Below are 19,363 nucleotides of genomic sequence, written 5' to 3' on the forward strand. Positions count from 1 at the left end.
GAAGGTTGCTCACAAATATTGTGGCAACCTTCTTTTTATTGTTCTTGTGTCTCTTTTTCTTTTTCTCGTTCAGCAGCCATTTCAGCAGCAATTACGTCGATTTCTTTTTTCAGTTCTTCTACCATTGTTTCTTCTGGTACTTTACGAACGACTTGCCCTTTACGGAATAATAATCCCTCTCCACGTGCACCGGCAATACCGATATCAGCTTCACGAGCTTCACCAGGGCCATTTACAGCGCAACCAAGTACTGCAACTTTAATTGGTACTTGAAGTGTAGAGATGTATTCTTCCACTTCGTTAGCAATGCTAATTAAATCGATTTCAATACGACCACAAGTTGGACAAGAGATAAGTGTTGCTGCATTAGACGCAAGACCGAATGATTTTAATAATTCGCGAGCAACTTTTACTTCTTCAACTGGATCAGCACTTAATGAAATACGTAGTGTATTTCCGATGCCTTTATTTAAGATTGCTCCAAGACCAGCAGCACTTTTTACAGTTCCGGCAAACAATGTTCCAGATTCTGTAATACCTAAATGTAATGGATAATCAAAAGCACGAGCAGCTTTCTCGTATGCTTCGATTGCTAAGTTAACATCAGAGGCTTTCATAGATACGATAATATCGTGGAAATCTAAGTCCTCTAAAATTTTAATATGATGTAGCGCGCTCTCAACCATACCATCTGCAGTTGGGTACCCGTACTTTTCTAAAATGTGTCGCTCTAATGAACCAGCGTTTACACCGATACGGATTGGAATACCGCGCTCTTTTGCTGCATTTACAACAGCTTCTACTTTATGGCGACGACCAATATTACCTGGATTGATACGTACTTTATCGATGCCACCTTCAATTGCTTTTAAAGCAAGGCGATAATCAAAATGAATATCAGCAACAAGTGGAATGTTGATTTGTTTTTTTATATCAGCAATAGCATCTGCTGCGCGTTCATCTGGAACGGCAACGCGGACGACTTGACAGCCGGCTTCTTCTAAACGCTTGATTTCAGCAACTGTTGCTTCAACATCATGTGTTTTTGTTGTTGTCATACTTTGTATAATTAATTCATTATTACCGCCGATTGTTAAATTACCGACTTTAACTGGACGTGTTTTTGTACGATGAGTCATTTCATTCACGAATAGATCGCTCTCCTTATAAAAGAAGTTTCTTATTTAGTCCCTCATATCAATGATAGTATACGTGATATAGGGCTATAGAAACCGAAGTACTCGGTTTCACTTTTACTATTGTATCAGCGCCTTTATGTAATTGACAAGGATTAAGTGATAGCTTATTGATATAACGGGAATTTATAAGACTTTCCAATTTGTATTTTTGTAGCAGATGTACTTTTGTTTAATTGTTTAAAGTCGTCAATGACTTTTTCTATGGAAGGAATTTTTTTCTTGTTAATTTGTTCTGTAATAGAAAGAACTGTCTCACCAGTTTTTACTTCAATTGTTTTATAAGATACATCCGTTTCTTTTTCTGTTTTGTTCGCTTTATTTTGTTGACTGTCTGTGTTTTCTTTTTTAATTGTTTGAGCAGCAGTTGTTTTTTTATATGAACTTAACATCGGTAAAGTACCGATTTTTATATCGTAATAAAATATATAACCGAGAACAAGCACGAATAGGAATATACCTAATCTCTTCATATTCTTCACTCCTTTGCTAGGAATATATGCTTGTCCAAAAAAAAAATGCCTATTTAGGCATTTTTTATTTTTCTTTCGGTTTGGGTACCTCTTTAATCGTTAAGTATAGAACGATTAAAACAACAGCGATATAAATGAACGTTGCTCCAGGTACGACGATTTTGAATAAATCCATAATCATGAAGAAAATGGTTGGGATCGTGTAGCTGTATGCAGTTAGTGTCCAAACTTGTTTATAGGATAGTTTACGTTGACCGCTCATAGCAGAACCGATGAACGCAAGTAAAGTCACGCCTACAAAAGTGATGAATAATTGGAATAGGTACACTAAGAATCCAATAACAAATAATAAAATTGGATAAATATTATCGAATAAAGAAATAAATTCTTGTAGATCTTTTTTCTCAAGAGATGCACCTAACAAATCGTTATAAGAATACGTTTGTGTTTGACCATTTCCCATAGAGACTACTTTATCTTTTAAAACAAATAAACCTGTTTTATTTTGATATTTTTCTAGGTCTGTTGAATTTGGATCAAATACGAAAAGTGTATTTCCTTCTTCTTTTTCAATAGGTTGATCAATATCGGCTTTTAGTTCGCCATTTTCGATTTTAAAATCAGGTAAATCTTTATCGATGACTTGATTTACCATGCCTACACCATCTTGGATAAAACTACCGTACAAAAAAGTTCTTGGAATAGTAGTAATTAAGCAAAGTAGCATAATATACAAAATGGTTTTACCGATTTTTTGAAAACGGAATAGCGCCATATCTTTAGGCGAGTATATGCTTTTTACGAATTGGGTAAATATGGACATAGATTCACTTCCTTTATGTATGTATAAAATCATTGTAACGTAGGAATCTAGAGAATCTCAAGATATATTATATTTACATATAGTGGAGATAACTAAATTTCTTTTATTAACTTTCTTCTTTTAAATAAGAAAAATACAATTGACACTTTTCTTTTCTATATGGTAAATTTATCTTACATTTCTTAAAGAGCATATCCGATAGGAATTCCTCTATTTGATATGTTGTTACATACATAATTGTGGACCCTTAGCTCAGCTGGTTAGAGCAGACGGCTCATAACCGTCCGGTCGTAGGTTCGAGTCCTACAGGGTCCATATCCATTTCGCATGTTTATTATGTTAGCAGGAAGCTTCCTTGTAGAAGGAAGCTTTTTTTACGGAATATATGAGCATTTTAATTGAAAAGAAGTGGGAATTTTGCTACTTTAATGATAGCAAGACAATGTGATTTATTTGTTTGCACCCTATGGCAATTAGGGTAGAATGAAGTTGTATGTCACTTAAGTGGCAATACATAAACTGGGAGGAATATAACAATGGCAAAACACGAATTACCAAATTTACCTTACGCGTATGATGCTTTAGAGCCTCACTTTGACAAAGAAACAATGAACATCCATCATACAAAACATCACAACACGTACATTACAAACTTAAACGCTGCTTTAGAAGGTCATGCAGAATTAGCTGACAAAAGCGTAGAAGAATTAGTTGCAAACTTAAACGAAGTACCAGAAGCAATCCGTACAGCAGTACGTAACAATGGTGGCGGACATGCTAACCATACATTCTTCTGGACAATCCTATCTCCAAACGGCGGAGGACAACCTGTAGGTGAACTTGCAACTGCAATTGAAGCAAAATTCGGTAGCTTCGATGCATTCAAAGAAGAATTCGCAAAAGCTGGCGCAACTCGCTTCGGTTCTGGTTGGGCTTGGTTAGTAGTAAACAATGGTGAGTTAGAAGTAACAAGCACTCCAAACCAAGATTCTCCTTTAACTGAAGGTAAAACTCCAGTTATCGGTTTAGATGTTTGGGAGCATGCTTACTACTTAAACTACCAAAACCGTCGTCCAGACTACATCGGCGCATTCTGGAACGTTGTAGATTGGAACGCTGCTGAAAAACGTTACCAAGAAGCAAAATAATCGTAATAAATATAGAAAAAGCTAGGGGAGAGCTCCTAGCTTTTTTCTATGCTTTCCTTTTACATAATTGGGCTTGTCTTTGGAAGACTAGAACATGAAGTAAAGGAGAGTTGTGTATGAAATGGAAACATATAATTGGTGACGTTGAAGTGAATCGGGATTTAGTGTTATTGCTCCTTATAGGAGGTTTATACACGCTCGCAATTTCTTTATCGAATACGTTTGTAAATATTTATTTATGGAAACAAACACAAAATTATGTGAATCTTGGCTTGTATAATTTAGCCAGCGTGGTATTACAGCCTCTCACATTTCTTGTAGGGGGAAAATTAGCGAAACGTATCGATCGCTCGATTTTATTACGAATAGGAGTAGGGACGCTCGCAATTTTTTTTATTGTTGTCTTAGTAGCAGGGAAAAGTGCTTCTCAGTATATTTTATTAATGGGTGCTCTTTTAGGAGTAGGATACGGTTTTTACTGGTTGGCTTTTAACTTATTGACATTTGAAATTACAGAACCAGAAACAAGAGATTTCTTTAATGGGTTTCTTGGACTTCTTACATCCTTCTCTGGAATGATTGGACCAATAGCAGCAGGATACACAATTTCACGTATGGAGAAATGGAGTGGCTATACTGTTATATTCTTTCTTTCATTAGTTCTATTTGCAATTGCTGTCGTCTTAAGCTTCTTTTTATCTAAAAGAGAATGTGAAGGGCGTTATGAAATCGTGCAAGTATTGAAAGAACGACGGATTGATAAAAATTGGGGAAAGATTACACGAGCTCATTTTTTCCAAGGATTGAGAGAAGGAACGTTTATTTTTGTCATTTCAGTATATGTTTATTTAGCAACTAATAGTGAGTTTGCATTAGGGAAATACAGTTTAGTGAACTCTGCTGTATCCTTTGTATGTTATTACTTAGTTGCTCGTATGTTAAAGAAGGAGTGGCGAAAAAAAGCAATTTTACTTGGAGGCATTATTTTATATGCTGTCGTCTTTTTAGTTATTTTCAATGTTACATACACGAAATTACTTATTTATGCGGCATGTATTGCAATTGCATATCCTATTTTACTTGTTCCGTACGGATCAATGACATATGACGTAATTGGTAGAGCGAAAAATGCGAGAGAATGGCGTGTGGAATATGTCGTTGTTCGGGAGCTGTGGTTAAACGCCGGAAGAATCTGTTCCATTTTAAGTTTTTTATGTGCTGTACTATTCTTTCCACCTGAAAAAAGTTTACCTTACTTATTATGTATTTTAGGTGCTGGACATTTTCTTATTTATTTTGCAGTTAAAAATGTCAAATATGATGAGAGAAATGCGAGTAAAGCAAGTGTTGTAACGCAAGGGAACGCGCAAAACCAAACTGAACCAGAAGGTTAACTTCTCGTTTGTTTTATGCTAGAATAGAAAAAGATGTAAGACAGCAGTGAGGACACCTGTATGAAGGTGTCCCTTTCACATTACATAGCTGTTGGTAGAGGGGGTTTGTATGAGCAAGAAACAGAAGCAAAATAAGAAAAAGACCCACGTTCCTTTTCGGTTAAACGTGCTGTTTTTCTGCGTGTTTTTAATGTTCTCCGCGGTTATTGTAAGGCTCGGATATGTACAAATTGTTCGCGGTGAAGAATATAAGAATGAAGTGGAGAAGAAAGAAAACTCAACGATAAGTAATCCTGTACCGCGTGGGAAAATATTTGACCGTTATGGGCGAGCTGTAGTAGATAATGTAGCCATTCGTACTATTACATTTACAAAAATGAAAGGATCAACTGCAGAAGATCGCTTAGAAACAGCGAAAAAGCTAGCAGATTTGATTGAAGTACCGACAGATAAATTAACGGATCGCGATAAAAAGGATTATTGGCTTGCTATGCATAAAGAGGAAGCTAAAGAAAAAATTACGAATAAAGATCGTCAAGAGTTTAAAGATAAAAAAATTGATGATAAAGAATTAGACGAGCGCCAGCGAAGTCGTGTAACAGAAGAAGAGGTTAATCAATTATCCGCAAAAGATTTAGAAATACTCGCGATTAAGAGTAAGATGGATGGCGGATATGCAATGACACCTCAAGTTATTAAAAAGGATGCTACAGAAAAGGAATATTCGATTATTAGTGAAAACTTAGCAGCATTACCAGGTGTAGATACGAATGTTGATTGGGATCGAAAATATACGTACGATGATTTATTCCGAAGTGTACTTGGTGGGGTGTCGACATCTGATGAAGGTTTACCGAGAGAAAGACTAGATTACTATCTTGTTCGTGATTATAATCGAAATGACCGAGTAGGAAAAAGTTATCTTGAGCAACAGTATGAAGATAGCCTACACGGTACGAAAGCAGAAGTTAGAAATGTTACAGATAAAAACGGTAATATTTTAGAAACGATTAATGTATCAAAAGGACAAAGTGGTAATGACCTGAACTTAACAATTGATATGGAATTACAAAAGCGCGTGGAAGATATTCTTGCGAAGAATTTAATGAGGTTTAAAGGAAGCGAACCTCTTTTAGATCGCGCATTCGTTGTAATGATGAACCCAAAAAATGGCGAAGTTTTATCTATGGCGGGGAAACAATTAGTTAACGAAGATGGTCAAACGAAAGTAAATGATTTTGCATTAGGTACCATGACAAGTTCTTATCCGATGGGATCAACTGTAAAAGGTGCAACAGTACTTACTGGATATCAAACTGGTGCGATTCAACCAGGATCGGTGCAATTGGATGAACCAATTAAATTAAAAGGTACACCTACGAAGTCGTCTTGGAAAACGATGGGATACATTAATGACCTTACAGCTTTAAAAATGTCTTCTAACGTTTATATGTTTAAAACAGCGATGAATATCGCCGGTGTTCAGTATGTGAGAGGTGGTACGTTAGATATACCTCAAAAAGCATTTGATACGATGCGTTATTATTTCGGACAGTTTGGACTTGGTGTAAAAACAGGAATTGATTTACCGAATGAATCTGCTGGTCAGATGGGTAGAAGTAGTCAACCAGGTTTCTTACTAGATTTATCAATTGGACAGTATGATACGTATACACCGCTTCAATTAGCGCAATATATTTCGACGATTGCCAATGGCGGATATCGTATGCAACCACAAGTTGTAAAAGAAATTCGTCAACCGGCAGTGAAACCGGATGAAGTTGGGAAAGTTGTTCAATCTATGGAACCGAAAGTATTAAATCGTGTTGATATGCCAGAATCGCAAATTAAACGTGTTCAAGAAGGATTTAGACAAGTTTATAATGATTCAGGTGGTACAGCTACAAAATACTTTACAGGTGCAAAATATAAAGCAGCAGGGAAGACAGGTACCGCGCAAACTGTGTATGGCGGAGATAAAGAGATTGGTAGAAAGGCAAACGGTGAACGTGTGGAAACATATAACTTAACATTAGTAGGTTATGCGCCACTTGAAGATCCAGAAGTAGCATTCTCTGTTGTCGTTCCGTGGGTACATGATGATAAGACTGGTATTAATGGATATATTGGTCGTGAAATTATGGACGCTTACTTTGATTTGAAAAACAAAGAAGTAAATGGTGAAGCTCCAAAAGATGATAAAGACAATAAAAATAAAGAGCAAGATGATGAATAAAAAAGTTGTAAAAAAGCACACTATCTGAAAAGATAGTGTGCTTTTTTTTATGGTTTATGCATATCGTGTAATAAATGTGGACAAGTATACAACATTGAAAAAAACGCGGCCGTATAAATGATACTTGTATATGGTGGGATAGGGGATAAATATTTTATAGGGAAATCATCAGAGGAAATGAATAGCTACTACTGAATTAAAATTGTACCGTATGTTGATTTATGTGGAACTTTACAAAACTTTTACAAACAATTAAAACCGAATTAATAGTTTAGCAGTATTCTTATATCTGTAATCCTGTTATTTCCGGTTACTTCTAGGAGGAAGAACACGTGAAATGGATGCGTACACCGATTAAAGTTTTCGTATTATCAATATGGTTCCTCTGTTTTGAAATGTCTACTGCATTTGCTTTAAATGATACGGGAGAAGTGAGAGTTGATGGATCCTCAACGGTTTTTCCTATTATAGAAGCAGTAGCGGAGGAATATACAAAGGTGCATCCAGACGTGAAAATTTCCATCAGTATTTCTGGAACTGGGGGAGGATTTAATCGTTTCAGTAAAGGAGAAGTAGATATAAATAATGCTTCGAGAGTAATGAAACAAGTCGAGAAAAATGAAATGAAGAAAAACTCTATTCAGTTCACACCTTTTGAGGTTGCTAACGACGGTCTTACGATTGTTGTGAATCGCCATAATACATGGGTAGACGATATGTCAGTAGACGAGTTACGACTACTTTGGAGTGAAGATGGAAGAGAGAAGCGATGGTCACAAATTCATTCAACATGGCCACGTGAACAAGTGAAGTTTTATGCACCAGGCGTAGACTCTGGTACGTATGATTATTTTCAAAATGTCATCTTACAAAATCATCGCATTGTAAAAAAAGTCTCTTTGTCTGAAGATGATCAAGTTATTATGCAAGGGGTAATGAATGATAAACATGCCATTGCTTTTGTAGGATATGCTTATTATATGGCTAATCGAGATAAGGTGAAAGCAATAAAAGTAAATGGTGTATTTCCGACGAAAGAGACCATTCAATCAGGTAAGTATAAGCCGTTATCTAGGCCGCTACTTACTTATGTGAATAATGCATCTATCCGAAATAAAATGAATGTAGCAAACTATGTTGAGTTTATGATTCAGCATGTCGGTAACCTCGCTGAAGAGGTCGGGTATGTAAAATTAAAAAAAGAAAAATACAATGAACAGCTGCGTATGTTAACAGAAATAAAAAGGTAATGTCAGGGTGGAAAGGGGTTTTCATCTTTGGCTCATAATGACAAAAGTCAAATTACATTTTCTGTACAACATTTGATTGAAAGAAATACAAAACAAAGAAAAAAAACGCAGCGAATCAATCGAATAGTACCTTTATTACTAAAAATAATTGCTAGTGTTTCTATTGTGACGACACTTGGCATTGTTTTTACGCTCTCTAATGAAACAATCATGTTTTTTCAAAAAATATCATTATACTCCTTTTTGACGGAGAAAGAATGGTTACCATTTTTTGAAGACCCTAAATTCGGTATATTACCACTTATATGTGGAACGTTCCTTGTAACAGCAATTGCTATGTTTGTAGCAATTCCTATCGGTTTAGCGTGTGCCGTATTTTTAAGCGAATATGCTTCAAATAGTGCACGGAAAATATTAAAGCCGATGTTAGAGCTATTAGCAGGTATCCCGACAATTGTATATGGTTTTTTTGCATTAACAGTTGTTACACCGCTTTTACAAAGGATTATACCAGATTTACAGTTTTTTAATGCGATTAGTCCAGGAATCGTTATCGGATTTATGATGATGCCTACAATTGCATCTCTATCTGAAGATGCGATGAGAGCTGTGGCGAAAGGGACGAAAGAAGCTTCATTAGCACTCGGAGCGACGCGGTTTGAAATGGTAAAACAAGTGGTGTTTCCGTCCGCTTTTACAGGGATTATGGCAGCAATTATATTAGCAGCTTCTCGTGCGATTGGTGAAACGATGATTGTTGTAATTGCAGCAGGATCCACACCAAATGTATCGCTTGATCCGACACATTCTATTCAAACGTTAACAGCCTATATTGTGCAAGTAAGTTTAGGTGATGCTCCGCATGGAACGATTACGTATTACAGCATGTATGCTGTAGGCGCAACGTTATTTTTGTTTACCTTTATTATGAACATCATTTCGCAGTCAATTATGCGCCGTTTTAGGAGGATGACATAATATGCGAATGTTGAATCATAAAAAAATACAAAAAAATATGGCATCACGCTTTTTAAAAGATCGAATTTACAAATTGTTATTTTATATAGCAATTTTATTTTCAATCGTAATTTTGTTTTTGTTACTGTTTCAAATTGTTGAAAAAGGTATAAGTTATCTTTCAATAGATTTCTTTACAAATTTCGCTTCACGTAATCCGAAAGAAGCTGGTATTGCTGCAGCTTTGTCAGGGACAATATTATTTATGAGTATTGTTATACCTGTTTCTTTTATATTTGGAGTTGGAACAGCACTTTATTTAGAGCAATATGCGAAGGAATCTCTATTTAAAAAAATAATAGAGATTAATAATCAAACGTTAGCAGGAGTACCATCTGTTGTATTTGGATTGCTTGGTTTAACTATTTTTGTATATGCTCTTCATTTAGGAGAGAGTATAGTTGCAGCAGCATTGACGATGAGTCTACTCGTTTTACCAACAGTTGTTGTGGCGAGTCAAGAAGCAATTCGATCAGTACCAAGTGTTTTATTAGAGGGTTCTTACGGATTAGGTGCTACGAAGTGGCAAACGATGTATCAAATTGTATTGCCATATGCTTTCCCAGGGATTATAACGGGCTGTACGTTAGCGATATCAAGAGCAATTGGAGAGGCTGCACCACTATTAGTTATTGGGGCACTTGCGTTTGCAAATTATGTTCCATTTAGTATGTTTGATAGATTTACAGTTCTACCAATTCAAATTTTTAATTGGATGAGTAGGCCACAAGAAGAATTTCAGTATGTAGCAGCAGCTGGGATGATTGTTTTGTTAGGTTTGTTGCTATTTATCAATATATTTGTTTTATGGTTACGAAATCGAAAATAAGTTGGAAGTGGATGAAAGGGGAATTCAAATGGTAGCAACAGTAGTAAATGTACAGGTGAAAAACGAAGAGAAAATCGAGACTGCGCCAAAGAAGGTAGTATTTGATACGAAAAACTTAAATTTATGGTACGGGGAAGACCATGCTTTAAAAGATATTAATTTAAGTATTCATGAGAATGAAGTTACAGCCATTATCGGTCCAAGTGGCTGTGGTAAATCAACTTACTTAAAAACATTAAATCGCATGGTAGAGTTAGTACCGATCGTTCGAACTACAGGTGTAATTGAGTATAGAGAACGCAATATATTTGATAAATCATATCCAGTTGAAGAATTAAGAACGCATGTAGGAATGGTGTTCCAAAAGCCAAATCCATTTCCAAAATCTATTTATGAGAATGTAACATACGGTCCAAAAATCCATGGTATTCGTGACAAAAAGACATTAGATGAAATTGTTGAAAAAAGTTTACGTGGAGCAGCGATTTGGGATGAGTTAAAAGATCGTTTGCACGATAATGCATACGGTTTATCTGGTGGACAGCAACAGCGTCTATGCATCGCACGCTGCTTAGCTATTGAGCCAGACGTTATTTTAATGGATGAGCCAACATCGGCATTAGACCCAATTTCAACATTAAAAGTAGAAGAATTGATTCAAGAGCTAAAGAAAGATTTTAGTATTGTTATCGTAACGCATAATATGCAACAAGCAGCGCGTATTTCAGACAAAACAGCTTTCTTCTTAAGCGGGGAAGTTGTGGAGTATACAGATACAAACAAATTATTTACGACTCCTTCAGATAAGCGTACAGAAGATTATATTACAGGTCGCTTTGGTTGATATCGTTTCAAAGCTAAGAGCAAATGCCCTCTTAACAGAGGGCATTTCTTATTTTATCTTACTGTTAATAAAGAAGTAATACTTCTCCTTATCTTAAGGTTTATTACAAGCGTAAGAGGCTATGTAGGAGATTTACCCCGCTATTTGCGGGCAGTAAGACCCCCACCTTAAAATTTAGCGAAAGCAAAGAAGTTAGGGAGGGGATCTTGCTGCCTATCAAATCCCGATTGATGAGGGTTGATTAAAGTTTCACTTTTATATAATGGCACATAATATTGAGGGGGAAGAAAAATGGTAAGAGAACAGTTTCAAGGTGATTTAAAAGCGTTACAGCAAAAGGTGATTGAGCTTGGAGAATTAGCAAATGCGGCTTTATTGATTGCTATGGAAGGTCTGCATACAAGGGATGTAGAGAAAGCGTTAGAGGTCATTGATGGTGATTACCGCATGGATAATTTAGAAGAGGAAATAAACGATCTTGCGCTTATGCTCATTACGAAGCAGCAACCTGTAGCAAGTGACTTAAGAAGGATTTTTATTTCAATTAAAACAGCGACAGATTTAGAGCGCATTGCAGATCATGCTGTTAATATTGCAAAGGCTACAATTCGTCTTGGGGAAAAAGAAGTGGCTGTTAGTTTGCACAACCTAGATGAAATGTTTGCGGTTGCAAATGAGATGTTGCATTTAGCGTTAGAAGCATATGAACAAGAAAATTTAACTTTTGCGAAACAAATTGCTGAAATGGATGATTCCGTTGATGAAATATATGGAAAAGCAATTCGTGAGTTTATATCTTCAGTTCCGGAACAACCAGAAGCAATTACGCAAATTACACAATTATCATTTGTCGCGAGATATATTGAGCGTGTAGCAGATCATATTACAAATATTGCTGAAAATGTCTTTTATTTAGTAAAAGGAAAGCATTATTTATTGAATGAGTAGGAAAAAAAGCAGGTGATGAGAAATCACCTGCTTTTTTTAGTCAAAACATGACAAAAAAAGCTCGTTGTTTCCTTTAGTTTATGATGATAAGATGTATCATAATGTAATGGAAAAATTAGTATATATGTTTGTCGTTAATAAGTATTATTTACCAATTTATAGTAAGCGCTTTCTTGTTGTTTGAAATGTACGTTTTTATAGGTTAGAAATTTAATTATATAGTCTTCTAAATGAGGATGTGTTTAACTAATCAAGTTTATGCTGCTAGTTCATGTGGGATAGGGAATATACATATGGTATATGGAGTTACTGAACATTATATAAGTGGAGGCTGAAGTATATGAAGGGGGTTATTTTAGCTGGAGGAAAAGGAAGGCGCCTTAGACCATTAACATGTAATACTCCAAAGCCGATGTTACCATTATTAGAAAAACCAGTTTTAGAATATAATATTGAGTTATTACGCCAGCATGGTATTCGTGAAATTGCAATTACTGTTCAATATATGAGTACGACCATTAAGCAATATTTTGGTGACGGTAGTAAATGGGGAGTTAACTTGTATTATTTTGAAGACTCTCCTCCGCTTGGTACAGCAGGGAGTATTAAACAAGCAGAACAATTTTTAGATGAAACATTTGTTGTGATAAGCGGGGATGCATTAACTGACTTTCAATTATCAGAAGGAATTAGGTTTCATGAACAAAAGAAAAGAATGGTAACAATGTTTGTGAAAGAAGTAGAAAATCCACTCTCATTTGGATTGGTTGTAATGAATAAAGACCAGGAGGTTACACGATATATAGAAAAGCCGGGCTGGAATGAGGTAGTATCTAATGTTGTGAATACAGGCATATATATTATGGAGCCAGAAATCTTTTCTTACATACCGCCTAGGCAATTTTTTGATTTCAGTCATGATGTGTTTCAGTTATTGGCAAACAAAAATGTGTTATTCGCATATTTGTCAGAAGGTTATTGGTTAGATATCGGCACATTTAATCAATATCGACAAGCACAATTTGATTTGTTAACGAAAAAGTTACAAGTACCTATTCCTTATACAGAAGTATTACCGATGGTATGGATGGGAGAAGGGGTGACGATTGGTAAAGGGACGAAAATTCATGGCCCCTCTTTTATTGGAGAAGGAGCAAAGATTGGTACAGGAGCTGTAATTGAGCCATATTCTATTATTGGGAAAAATAGTATCGTTTCAAATTATTCTCATCTTCAAAAAAGTATTGTTTTTGCAAATGCCCACATTGGGAAGTATTGTGAACTATTAGAAACGACAATAGGAGAGCGTACAATAGTTGAAGATGATGTTACACTGTTTCAAAAAAGTGTTGTAGCGGATCACTGTCATATCGGAAGAAGTACGGTAATTAAGCAAAAAGGAAAACTATGGCCTTATAAGGCGATTGATAGTCATTCGATAGTAGGAGCGGCTGGTATTCAAGAGAGTGAAATGAGTGCAGGGTGGTTACAAAAAAGCCGCATTGTAGGAAGAGGGAATGTTGAAATTACTCCCCAGTTTATCGTGAAGATTGCGATGGCGTATGGTTCTCTTTTTAAAAAAGGAGAAAGTATATTAATTGGAAGTCAAGAAAATATAGAAACAACCTCTTATAAAAATTTATTTTTACATGCTATTCATGGTATAGGGATTCATACGATGGAATGTAAAGAAATGAACGAGTCACTTTTTCAATATAGTGTTCACCAGTTGAAGTGTGCAGGTGGTGTTTTCATTCAAGTGGAGAATGAGAATGAGATTGTTATAAAGTTATACGGTCAAGCTGGCATGCCGTTAACGTATAAGCAGCAAAAAGAGATAGAACAAGTATATATGTCCGAATTGTTTTATTACGTGCATGAGAAAGAAATGGGGCGTAATAAGCTCGTTCATGTTTCTATGAATGAGTATATAGAAGTTATATTGGAGCATATTGATATCGAGAAAATACAGATGCAGAAGTTTCATCTTCTTATTAATAAGAGAAATGATACGTTGCAACATTTACTCATGCTCTTTCTGCAAAGACTTGGTTGTACAGTTACATGGATTTATGCAAGCGAACAAAAAGATCATGTGAAAGCTTTGATGAAATCAAGTAAAGCGAATATGGCTCTTATGTTTTCTGAGCAAGGAAATCATTTCGAGTTATACGATAAACATAGTAATATTTACCAAGGTACAGATTTGGAAGAGGTAGATATTCCAGATTTCTTACTCGAATCGACAGGAAATATTTACCCAATGTCTTTGAAGTTAGGAGAATGTTATCTTCTATTTTATACGCAGGATGAAAGAAAGTCGTTTCAAGTAAGGTGGAAGCGAGATATTTTATATCGGATTGGAAAATTATTCGAGCTAATAGCATTGCAAGGAAAAACGTTTCTCAGCATAGTAGAGCAATCACCTCCGCTCTATTTACTTTATGATGAAGTGGTATGTTCATGGAATGAAAAAGGGGAAATTATGAGGAAATTATTGGATGATATAGAAAGGAAGGGAGAAGGTATATTTGAAGGAGTACAGTTCAAATATACTGAAAAAGAGTGGTCTTATATCGTTTCTGACACAAAACAACCAAAATTTTTGGTGTATTCACATGCTAGAAACCCAGTAATAGCAAGGGAAAATATGAAAAATCTTATAGAAAAAATTAGACAATATCAAAAGGTGTAGAATTTTTATTTTAAAAGTGGTATTATAGTATAGTCTGATTTAAGTTATTAGTACTGGAGGGAAATAAGAATGCGTGTGAATATTACTCTAGCATGTACAGAATGCGGAGATCGTAACTATATCTCAAAGAAAAATAAACGTAACAACGCTGAGCGTATCGAGCTTAAAAAGTATTGCAAGCGTGACAAGAAGTCTACGTTACACCGTGAAACAAAGTAAGCAGTAGGAATATTTTCCTACTGTTTCTTTTTTTTATTCGATTCCTATGTTAAAAGTGATACACTATCAGCATAGAGTAAAGTGTCACTGTAAGGGGGAGAATGTGTGAAAGCAGAGAAAGTACGTTTACGTAAACAAATAATAGAACACATGAATTCTTTATCAGAAGAACAGTATACAACTTTATCAGAACAGATTACATTTTCGTTGTATGCGCAAAAAGAGTGGGTTGAAGCTAAAACAATTGGAATTACTCTTTCAATGGAAAATGAAGTGAATACATATCCTATTATCGAAAAAGCTTGGGAAGAAGGAAAGAAAGTTGTAGTTCCTAAGTGTAATAAAGGAACTAGAACGATGTCCTTCCGGCAAATTAATAATTTTGATCAATTAGAAACGGTGTATATGAATTTACGTGAACCGATTCCTGGGCTTACGGAAGAAGTGAATATGGATGAAATTGATCTTCAAATTGTGCCGGGCGTAGCTTATACAGAACGAGGAGAGCGAATTGGGTACGGCGGTGGCTATTATGATCGTTATCTCGTGCATTATAAAGGGAAAACGCTGTCATTAGCGTATGATTTTCAAATGGTAAAACACATTCCAGTAGAGCCATTTGATAAAAACATAGAAAAAATTATTACAGAAAAAGGAACACTGCTTATAAATAAGCTTGTATAGACAAATAAAAATTGACGAGACTTTTTCTTCTTGATTATAATAAAATATGTGAACGTTTTCTTATTATAATTTTTTATAGTAAGTGAGCATAGAGGGTGATGAAATGGTATCTATTTATGATATTCAGCAATTGCTAAAGAAATTTGGTACGATTATTTATACGGGAGATCGAATTGCAGATTTACAATTAATGCAAGATGAATTGCGTGAATTAAATCAATCACAGCTAATCGATCCACAAGACTATCAAACAGCTTTATTTTTATTGAAGCAAGAAATTCAAAAAGAGCTAAATAAGAATTAGATAAAGGTAGGTAAGCAACATGGAAGAGAAATGGTTAGTTGGTGTTGACCTTGGTGGTACAACGATTAAATTAGCATTTATTAATGTATACGGTGAAATTTTACATAAGTGGGAAATCCCTACGAATACAGGTGAGCAAGGAAAACATATTACACTTGATGTTGCGAAAGCAATTGATAAAAAACTAGAAGAATTAGGCGAATTGAAGAGCAAATTAATTGGTATTGGTATGGGAGCTCCTGGTCCTGTACATGTGGCGTCTGGAATGATTTATGAAGCGGTTAATTTAGGATGGAAAAACTATCCGCTAAAAGATTTATTAGAAGTAGAAACAGGATTACCTGTTGTTATTGATAATGATGCAAACTTAGCAGCGCTTGGTGAAATGTGGAAAGGTGCTGGTGAAGGTGCAAAGGATTTAATCTGTATGACACTTGGTACGGGCGTTGGTGGTGGTGTAATCGCCAATGGTGAGATTGTACACGGCGTGAGTGGTGCTGCTGGTGAGATTGGACATATTACAGTCGTTACAGAAAATGCTTTCCCATGTAATTGCGGGAAGTCTGGTTGCTTAGAAACAGTAGCATCTGCGACAGGTATTGTACGTGTTGCTATGCAAAAAATACAAGAGACTAATAAAGAGAGCATGTTGCGTTCTATGTTAGCTGAAGAAGGACGTATTACATCAAAAGATGTCTTTGAAGCACTTGGACAAGGTGATGAATTAGCAGGGGAAGTAGTAGAAAAAGTAGCTTCTTATTTAGGATTAGCTGTAGCGAACCTTTCTAGTACATTGAACCCAGAGAAAATTGTTATTGGTGGAGGCGTGTCTAAAGCTGGAGATGCGTTATTAGAACCAATTCAACGCTATTTCGAGCAATACGCTTTCTCACGTGCTGTAAAGAGCACGAAGTTAGCTATTGCAACACTTGGTAATGATGCAGGTGTTATCGGAGGAGCTTGGCTTGTAAAAAAGCACAAATACGAAGCGAAGATGATATAAGTTGTGAAATATGAAAAGAGGAAGGGGGAACCCTTCCTCTTTTTGTGTAAAATCTCGATGAAGAATAAAGTGTAAACGAATTAAGCTGCTGGTGGATACCCGTTATATAGAACAGTCATGATCGTAAACCATCCGAAAACGAGTACAGTTGCAATTGCAAAGCCGCTCGCGAAAAAGTTTTTTTCACGAAGTGTTCTAAGCGTAGCAAATACAGCTAACAGAGTGACAAGTGTAAAAATAATAACAAGGCCCATACAATATCCTCCTCTGTCTACCCATTTCTTATTATGAGTTTTTGGAATATTTACTCTTTTATATTGTACATGTTTTAAAAATAATTGTCGAGATAGCATCCTTTCTTTTCCTCAGAGAAAGAAATGTTGTATCATTAAAAGTAAGTTTAACAACTGGAGGAGATTTTCATATGAAATGGATACAAATGCCGTTAGGCCCATTACAAACAAATGCTTATATTTTAATGAACGATCAAAAAGAGTGCATTATCTTTGACCCTGGTCATGAAGGTGAAAATCTCGTTACATATTTACAAGAAGAACAATTAAAACCATTGGCTGTTTTATTAACACATGCTCACTTTGATCATATCGGTGCTGTTGATGCCGTAAGAGACGCTTTTCATATTCCTGTGTACGTACATAAAGAAGAAGCAGATTGGTTAGGAGATGCAACTGTAAACGGCTCTCAAATTTTTATGATGAACCGCAGTATTACAGCAAAACCAGCGGATCATATTATTGATGCAGAAGGTACATTAACAATTGGATCATTTAATTTTGAAATTTTTGAGACACCAGGACATTCTCCAGGAAGTATTTCTTATTATAGTAAAGAAGCGAATGCTGTATTCTCAGGAGATGTATTGTTCCAAATGAGCATTGGAAGAACAGATTTGCCTGGTGGAAGTTTTGCTGAATTAATTGGAAGTATTGAAGAGAAATTATTTGTATTACCAGATGAAACAGCGGTGTTATGTGGACATGGTCCAGAAACAAGCATTGGCTTTGAAAAAGAAAATAATCCGTTTTTACAATAAGGAGTCATTATGGGAATGGAGCTCATTTTAAGAGAATGGATGGGGAAAGAAAAGGATTATTCAATTTCATATAGTACGTATATGAACCTTGTATTGTATACGGAGGGTCATGGATATTATATGAAAGAACGTGAAAAGATTGGAAGACAAGGGGATTTTTTTACAAGTAGCAATGTATCCTCTGTTTTTGCAAAAACTTTTGCTAAACTTTTTATTCGTCTTGTTGAAAATGGTGAAGTTGCTTCGAATATTTGTGAGGTTGGTGGGGGAACAGGGAAGTTTGCCTATGATGTTTTACAAGAATGGAAGCAATTATCTCCAAACACCTTTATTAATTTAAACTATTCAATGATTGAAGTGAGCCCTTTTCATAGGAAATTACAGCAGGAGCAACTTGGCTCATTTTCTAATGTATCGTACTATACCTCCTATAGTGAAATGGGAGATTCTTTCGAGGGAATTCTTTTTTCGAATGAGTTGTTTGATGCATTTCCTGTTGAAGTAATTGAGAAAAGAAATGGTATATTGTATGAAGTACGTATTACATATACAGAGGAAGGAAACCTTTCAGAAGTATGTAGGCCGTTAAATAAAAGAATTGGTCGCTATTTATTGAAATATAATATTCATATTGCTGAAGGGCAACGTTTTGAAGTACCAATTGTTATGGAGGAGTATATAAAAGAAATTTCGAAATGGTTTCAAAAAGGTATATGTATTACAGTTGATTACGGATACACAAAAGAAGAATGGATGCATCCAGCACACCGCGAAGGAAGTTTGCGAGGATATTATCAGCATAAGCTAATGCGTAACCCACTAGCGCATCCAGGTGAAATGGATCTTACTACTCATGTTCATTGGGACGAGCTAAAGGAGATGTTTAGTATGCAAGGAATGAGTGCAGTATGGCATAAGAAACAATCTGAGTTCTTGTTAGCTGCAGGGATATTAGAACAGCTTACGAGCCATCAAGACACGAATCCTTTTTCTGAAACGCAAAAACAAAATCGAGCAGTTCGTTCTATGATTTTAAATGGAGGAGTAGGGAGTTCGTTTGATGTTGTTATACATACAAAAGATATGCAACATTTACATTTGGATCAGTATGTAACAATATAAAAAACAAGACACAGTATATACTGTGTCTTGTTTTTTAATACGACTTATGTAGTATTATATATTTCCTCTCATGATATATATTTATATTAAAGATATGAGATGAAAAATATAGAATACGTTCTTT

The 19,363-nt window shown here is 35.5% G+C and carries 19 protein-coding genes and 1 tRNA gene; 16 read left to right on the plus strand and 4 right to left on the minus strand.

The window, feature by feature from the left end:
• Nucleotides 1-35: 35 nt before the first annotated feature.
• From ispG to yqgB, 3 genes are all read right to left on the minus strand, one after another.
• Entirely contained in the window at nt 36-1,139 is a 1,104-nt protein-coding gene (ispG, locus tag HMAS_RS03090; RefSeq protein ID WP_153577907.1) for a flavodoxin-dependent (E)-4-hydroxy-3-methylbut-2-enyl-diphosphate synthase, read from the minus strand.
• Nucleotides 1,140-1,303: 164 nt separating this feature from the next.
• On the minus strand, nt 1,304-1,669 hold the full coding sequence (gene yqfZ / locus HMAS_RS03095) for a protein YqfZ (RefSeq protein WP_000825414.1): 366 nt from the start codon (nt 1,667-1,669) through the stop codon (nt 1,304-1,306).
• Nucleotides 1,670-1,733: 64 nt separating this feature from the next.
• Nucleotides 1,734-2,492, minus strand: coding sequence for a protein YqgB (gene yqgB, locus HMAS_RS03100; protein ID WP_000021898.1), 759 nt, complete (start codon nt 2,490-2,492; stop codon nt 1,734-1,736).
• A gap of 241 nt (nt 2,493-2,733) precedes the next feature.
• On the opposite strand from yqgB, the gene HMAS_RS03105 reads away from it, so the two are divergent.
• The 14 genes from HMAS_RS03105 (at nt 2,734) to glcK (ending at nt 17,063) form a co-directional block, all read left to right on the plus strand.
• Nucleotides 2,734-2,807, plus strand: a tRNA-Ile gene (locus tag HMAS_RS03105).
• A 221-nt stretch (nt 2,808-3,028) separates the two neighbouring features.
• On the plus strand, nt 3,029-3,640 hold the full coding sequence (sodA, locus tag HMAS_RS03110; protein WP_001052031.1) for a superoxide dismutase [Mn]: 612 nt from the start codon (nt 3,029-3,031) through the stop codon (nt 3,638-3,640).
• Between the two features lie 116 nt (nt 3,641-3,756).
• Entirely contained in the window at nt 3,757-5,034 is a 1,278-nt protein-coding gene (locus tag HMAS_RS03115) for an MFS transporter (protein ID WP_006927033.1), read from the plus strand.
• A 109-nt stretch (nt 5,035-5,143) separates the two neighbouring features.
• Complete coding sequence (locus HMAS_RS03120; protein WP_000038977.1) at nt 5,144-7,270, plus strand: peptidoglycan D,D-transpeptidase FtsI family protein; 2,127 nt, start codon at nt 5,144-5,146, stop codon at nt 7,268-7,270.
• 332 nt (nt 7,271-7,602) lie between these two features.
• On the plus strand, nt 7,603-8,520 hold the full coding sequence (locus HMAS_RS03125; RefSeq protein WP_006927031.1) for a PstS family phosphate ABC transporter substrate-binding protein: 918 nt from the start codon (nt 7,603-7,605) through the stop codon (nt 8,518-8,520).
• 27 nt (nt 8,521-8,547) lie between these two features.
• A complete protein-coding gene (pstC, locus tag HMAS_RS03130) occupies nt 8,548-9,498 on the plus strand; it encodes a phosphate ABC transporter permease subunit PstC (protein WP_000940918.1) in 951 nt (316 codons plus the stop codon).
• A 1-nt stretch (nt 9,499) separates the two neighbouring features.
• Nucleotides 9,500-10,366: a phosphate ABC transporter permease PstA gene (gene pstA / locus HMAS_RS03135; RefSeq protein ID WP_001242557.1), complete on the plus strand. Its 867-nt coding sequence runs from the start codon at nt 9,500-9,502 to the stop codon at nt 10,364-10,366.
• A 28-nt stretch (nt 10,367-10,394) separates the two neighbouring features.
• Nucleotides 10,395-11,210: a phosphate ABC transporter ATP-binding protein gene (pstB, locus tag HMAS_RS03140; protein WP_000226686.1), complete on the plus strand. Its 816-nt coding sequence runs from the start codon at nt 10,395-10,397 to the stop codon at nt 11,208-11,210.
• 291 nt (nt 11,211-11,501) lie between these two features.
• A complete protein-coding gene (phoU, locus tag HMAS_RS03145) occupies nt 11,502-12,158 on the plus strand; it encodes a phosphate signaling complex protein PhoU (RefSeq protein ID WP_000251240.1) in 657 nt (218 codons plus the stop codon).
• Between the two features lie 340 nt (nt 12,159-12,498).
• Complete coding sequence (locus HMAS_RS03150) at nt 12,499-14,853, plus strand: sugar phosphate nucleotidyltransferase (RefSeq protein WP_116344698.1); 2,355 nt, start codon at nt 12,499-12,501, stop codon at nt 14,851-14,853.
• 69 nt (nt 14,854-14,922) lie between these two features.
• A complete protein-coding gene (rpmG, locus tag HMAS_RS03155) occupies nt 14,923-15,072 on the plus strand; it encodes a 50S ribosomal protein L33 (RefSeq protein ID WP_001265616.1) in 150 nt (49 codons plus the stop codon).
• 105 nt (nt 15,073-15,177) lie between these two features.
• Nucleotides 15,178-15,756: a 5-formyltetrahydrofolate cyclo-ligase gene (locus HMAS_RS03160; RefSeq protein WP_116344699.1), complete on the plus strand. Its 579-nt coding sequence runs from the start codon at nt 15,178-15,180 to the stop codon at nt 15,754-15,756.
• 103 nt (nt 15,757-15,859) lie between these two features.
• Complete coding sequence (locus HMAS_RS03165) at nt 15,860-16,060, plus strand: YqgQ family protein (RefSeq protein ID WP_000253699.1); 201 nt, start codon at nt 15,860-15,862, stop codon at nt 16,058-16,060.
• Between the two features lie 19 nt (nt 16,061-16,079).
• Nucleotides 16,080-17,063 carry a glucokinase gene (gene glcK / locus HMAS_RS03170; protein ID WP_000391701.1) on the plus strand — a complete coding sequence of 328 codons (984 nt, stop codon included), beginning with the start codon at nt 16,080-16,082 and terminating at the stop codon, nt 17,061-17,063.
• 80 nt (nt 17,064-17,143) lie between these two features.
• Here glcK and HMAS_RS03175 read toward each other — a convergent pair whose 3' ends face one another.
• Nucleotides 17,144-17,317, minus strand: coding sequence for a DUF2759 domain-containing protein (locus HMAS_RS03175; RefSeq protein ID WP_000524852.1), 174 nt, complete (start codon nt 17,315-17,317; stop codon nt 17,144-17,146).
• 170 nt (nt 17,318-17,487) lie between these two features.
• Between HMAS_RS03175 and HMAS_RS03180 the strand changes: the two genes are divergently transcribed.
• Both HMAS_RS03180 and HMAS_RS03185 read left to right on the plus strand, forming a co-directional pair.
• Nucleotides 17,488-18,117 (plus strand): MBL fold metallo-hydrolase, encoded by a 630-nt coding sequence (locus HMAS_RS03180; RefSeq protein WP_044306406.1) that lies wholly within the window; start codon nt 17,488-17,490, stop codon nt 18,115-18,117.
• Between the two features lie 9 nt (nt 18,118-18,126).
• The gene (locus tag HMAS_RS03185) at nt 18,127-19,239 is read left to right on the plus strand and encodes a class I SAM-dependent methyltransferase (protein ID WP_000525152.1); all 1,113 of its coding nucleotides are present in this window, start codon (nt 18,127-18,129) and stop codon (nt 19,237-19,239) included.
• Nucleotides 19,240-19,363: the final 124 nt, after the last annotated feature.

It is taken from the genome of Bacillus sp. HMA207, assembly GCF_003402455.1.
In the GTDB taxonomy this organism is placed as follows: Bacteria; Bacillota; Bacilli; order Bacillales; family Bacillaceae_G; genus Bacillus_A; species Bacillus_A cereus.

Coding starts and splice junctions, on each gene's coding strand:
- pstB (WP_000226686.1), top strand. CDS start 10,395: ATGGTAGCAACAGTAGTAAATGTACAGGTGAAAAACGAAGAGAAAATC.
- phoU (WP_000251240.1), top strand. CDS start 11,502: ATGGTAAGAGAACAGTTTCAAGGTGATTTAAAAGCGTTACAGCAAAAG.
- HMAS_RS03115 (WP_006927033.1), top strand. CDS start 3,757: ATGAAATGGAAACATATAATTGGTGACGTTGAAGTGAATCGGGATTTA.
- yqgB (WP_000021898.1), bottom strand. CDS start 2,492: ATGTCCATATTTACCCAATTCGTAAAAAGCATATACTCGCCTAAAGAT.
- rpmG (WP_001265616.1), top strand. CDS start 14,923: ATGCGTGTGAATATTACTCTAGCATGTACAGAATGCGGAGATCGTAAC.
- glcK (WP_000391701.1), top strand. CDS start 16,080: ATGGAAGAGAAATGGTTAGTTGGTGTTGACCTTGGTGGTACAACGATT.
- HMAS_RS03165 (WP_000253699.1), top strand. CDS start 15,860: ATGGTATCTATTTATGATATTCAGCAATTGCTAAAGAAATTTGGTACG.
- HMAS_RS03175 (WP_000524852.1), bottom strand. CDS start 17,317: ATGGGCCTTGTTATTATTTTTACACTTGTCACTCTGTTAGCTGTATTT.
- HMAS_RS03180 (WP_044306406.1), top strand. CDS start 17,488: ATGAAATGGATACAAATGCCGTTAGGCCCATTACAAACAAATGCTTAT.
- HMAS_RS03150 (WP_116344698.1), top strand. CDS start 12,499: ATGAAGGGGGTTATTTTAGCTGGAGGAAAAGGAAGGCGCCTTAGACCA.
- yqfZ (WP_000825414.1), bottom strand. CDS start 1,669: ATGAAGAGATTAGGTATATTCCTATTCGTGCTTGTTCTCGGTTATATA.
- pstA (WP_001242557.1), top strand. CDS start 9,500: ATGCGAATGTTGAATCATAAAAAAATACAAAAAAATATGGCATCACGC.
- HMAS_RS03185 (WP_000525152.1), top strand. CDS start 18,127: ATGGGAATGGAGCTCATTTTAAGAGAATGGATGGGGAAAGAAAAGGAT.
- HMAS_RS03120 (WP_000038977.1), top strand. CDS start 5,144: ATGAGCAAGAAACAGAAGCAAAATAAGAAAAAGACCCACGTTCCTTTT.
- ispG (WP_153577907.1), bottom strand. CDS start 1,139: ATGACTCATCGTACAAAAACACGTCCAGTTAAAGTCGGTAATTTAACA.
- sodA (WP_001052031.1), top strand. CDS start 3,029: ATGGCAAAACACGAATTACCAAATTTACCTTACGCGTATGATGCTTTA.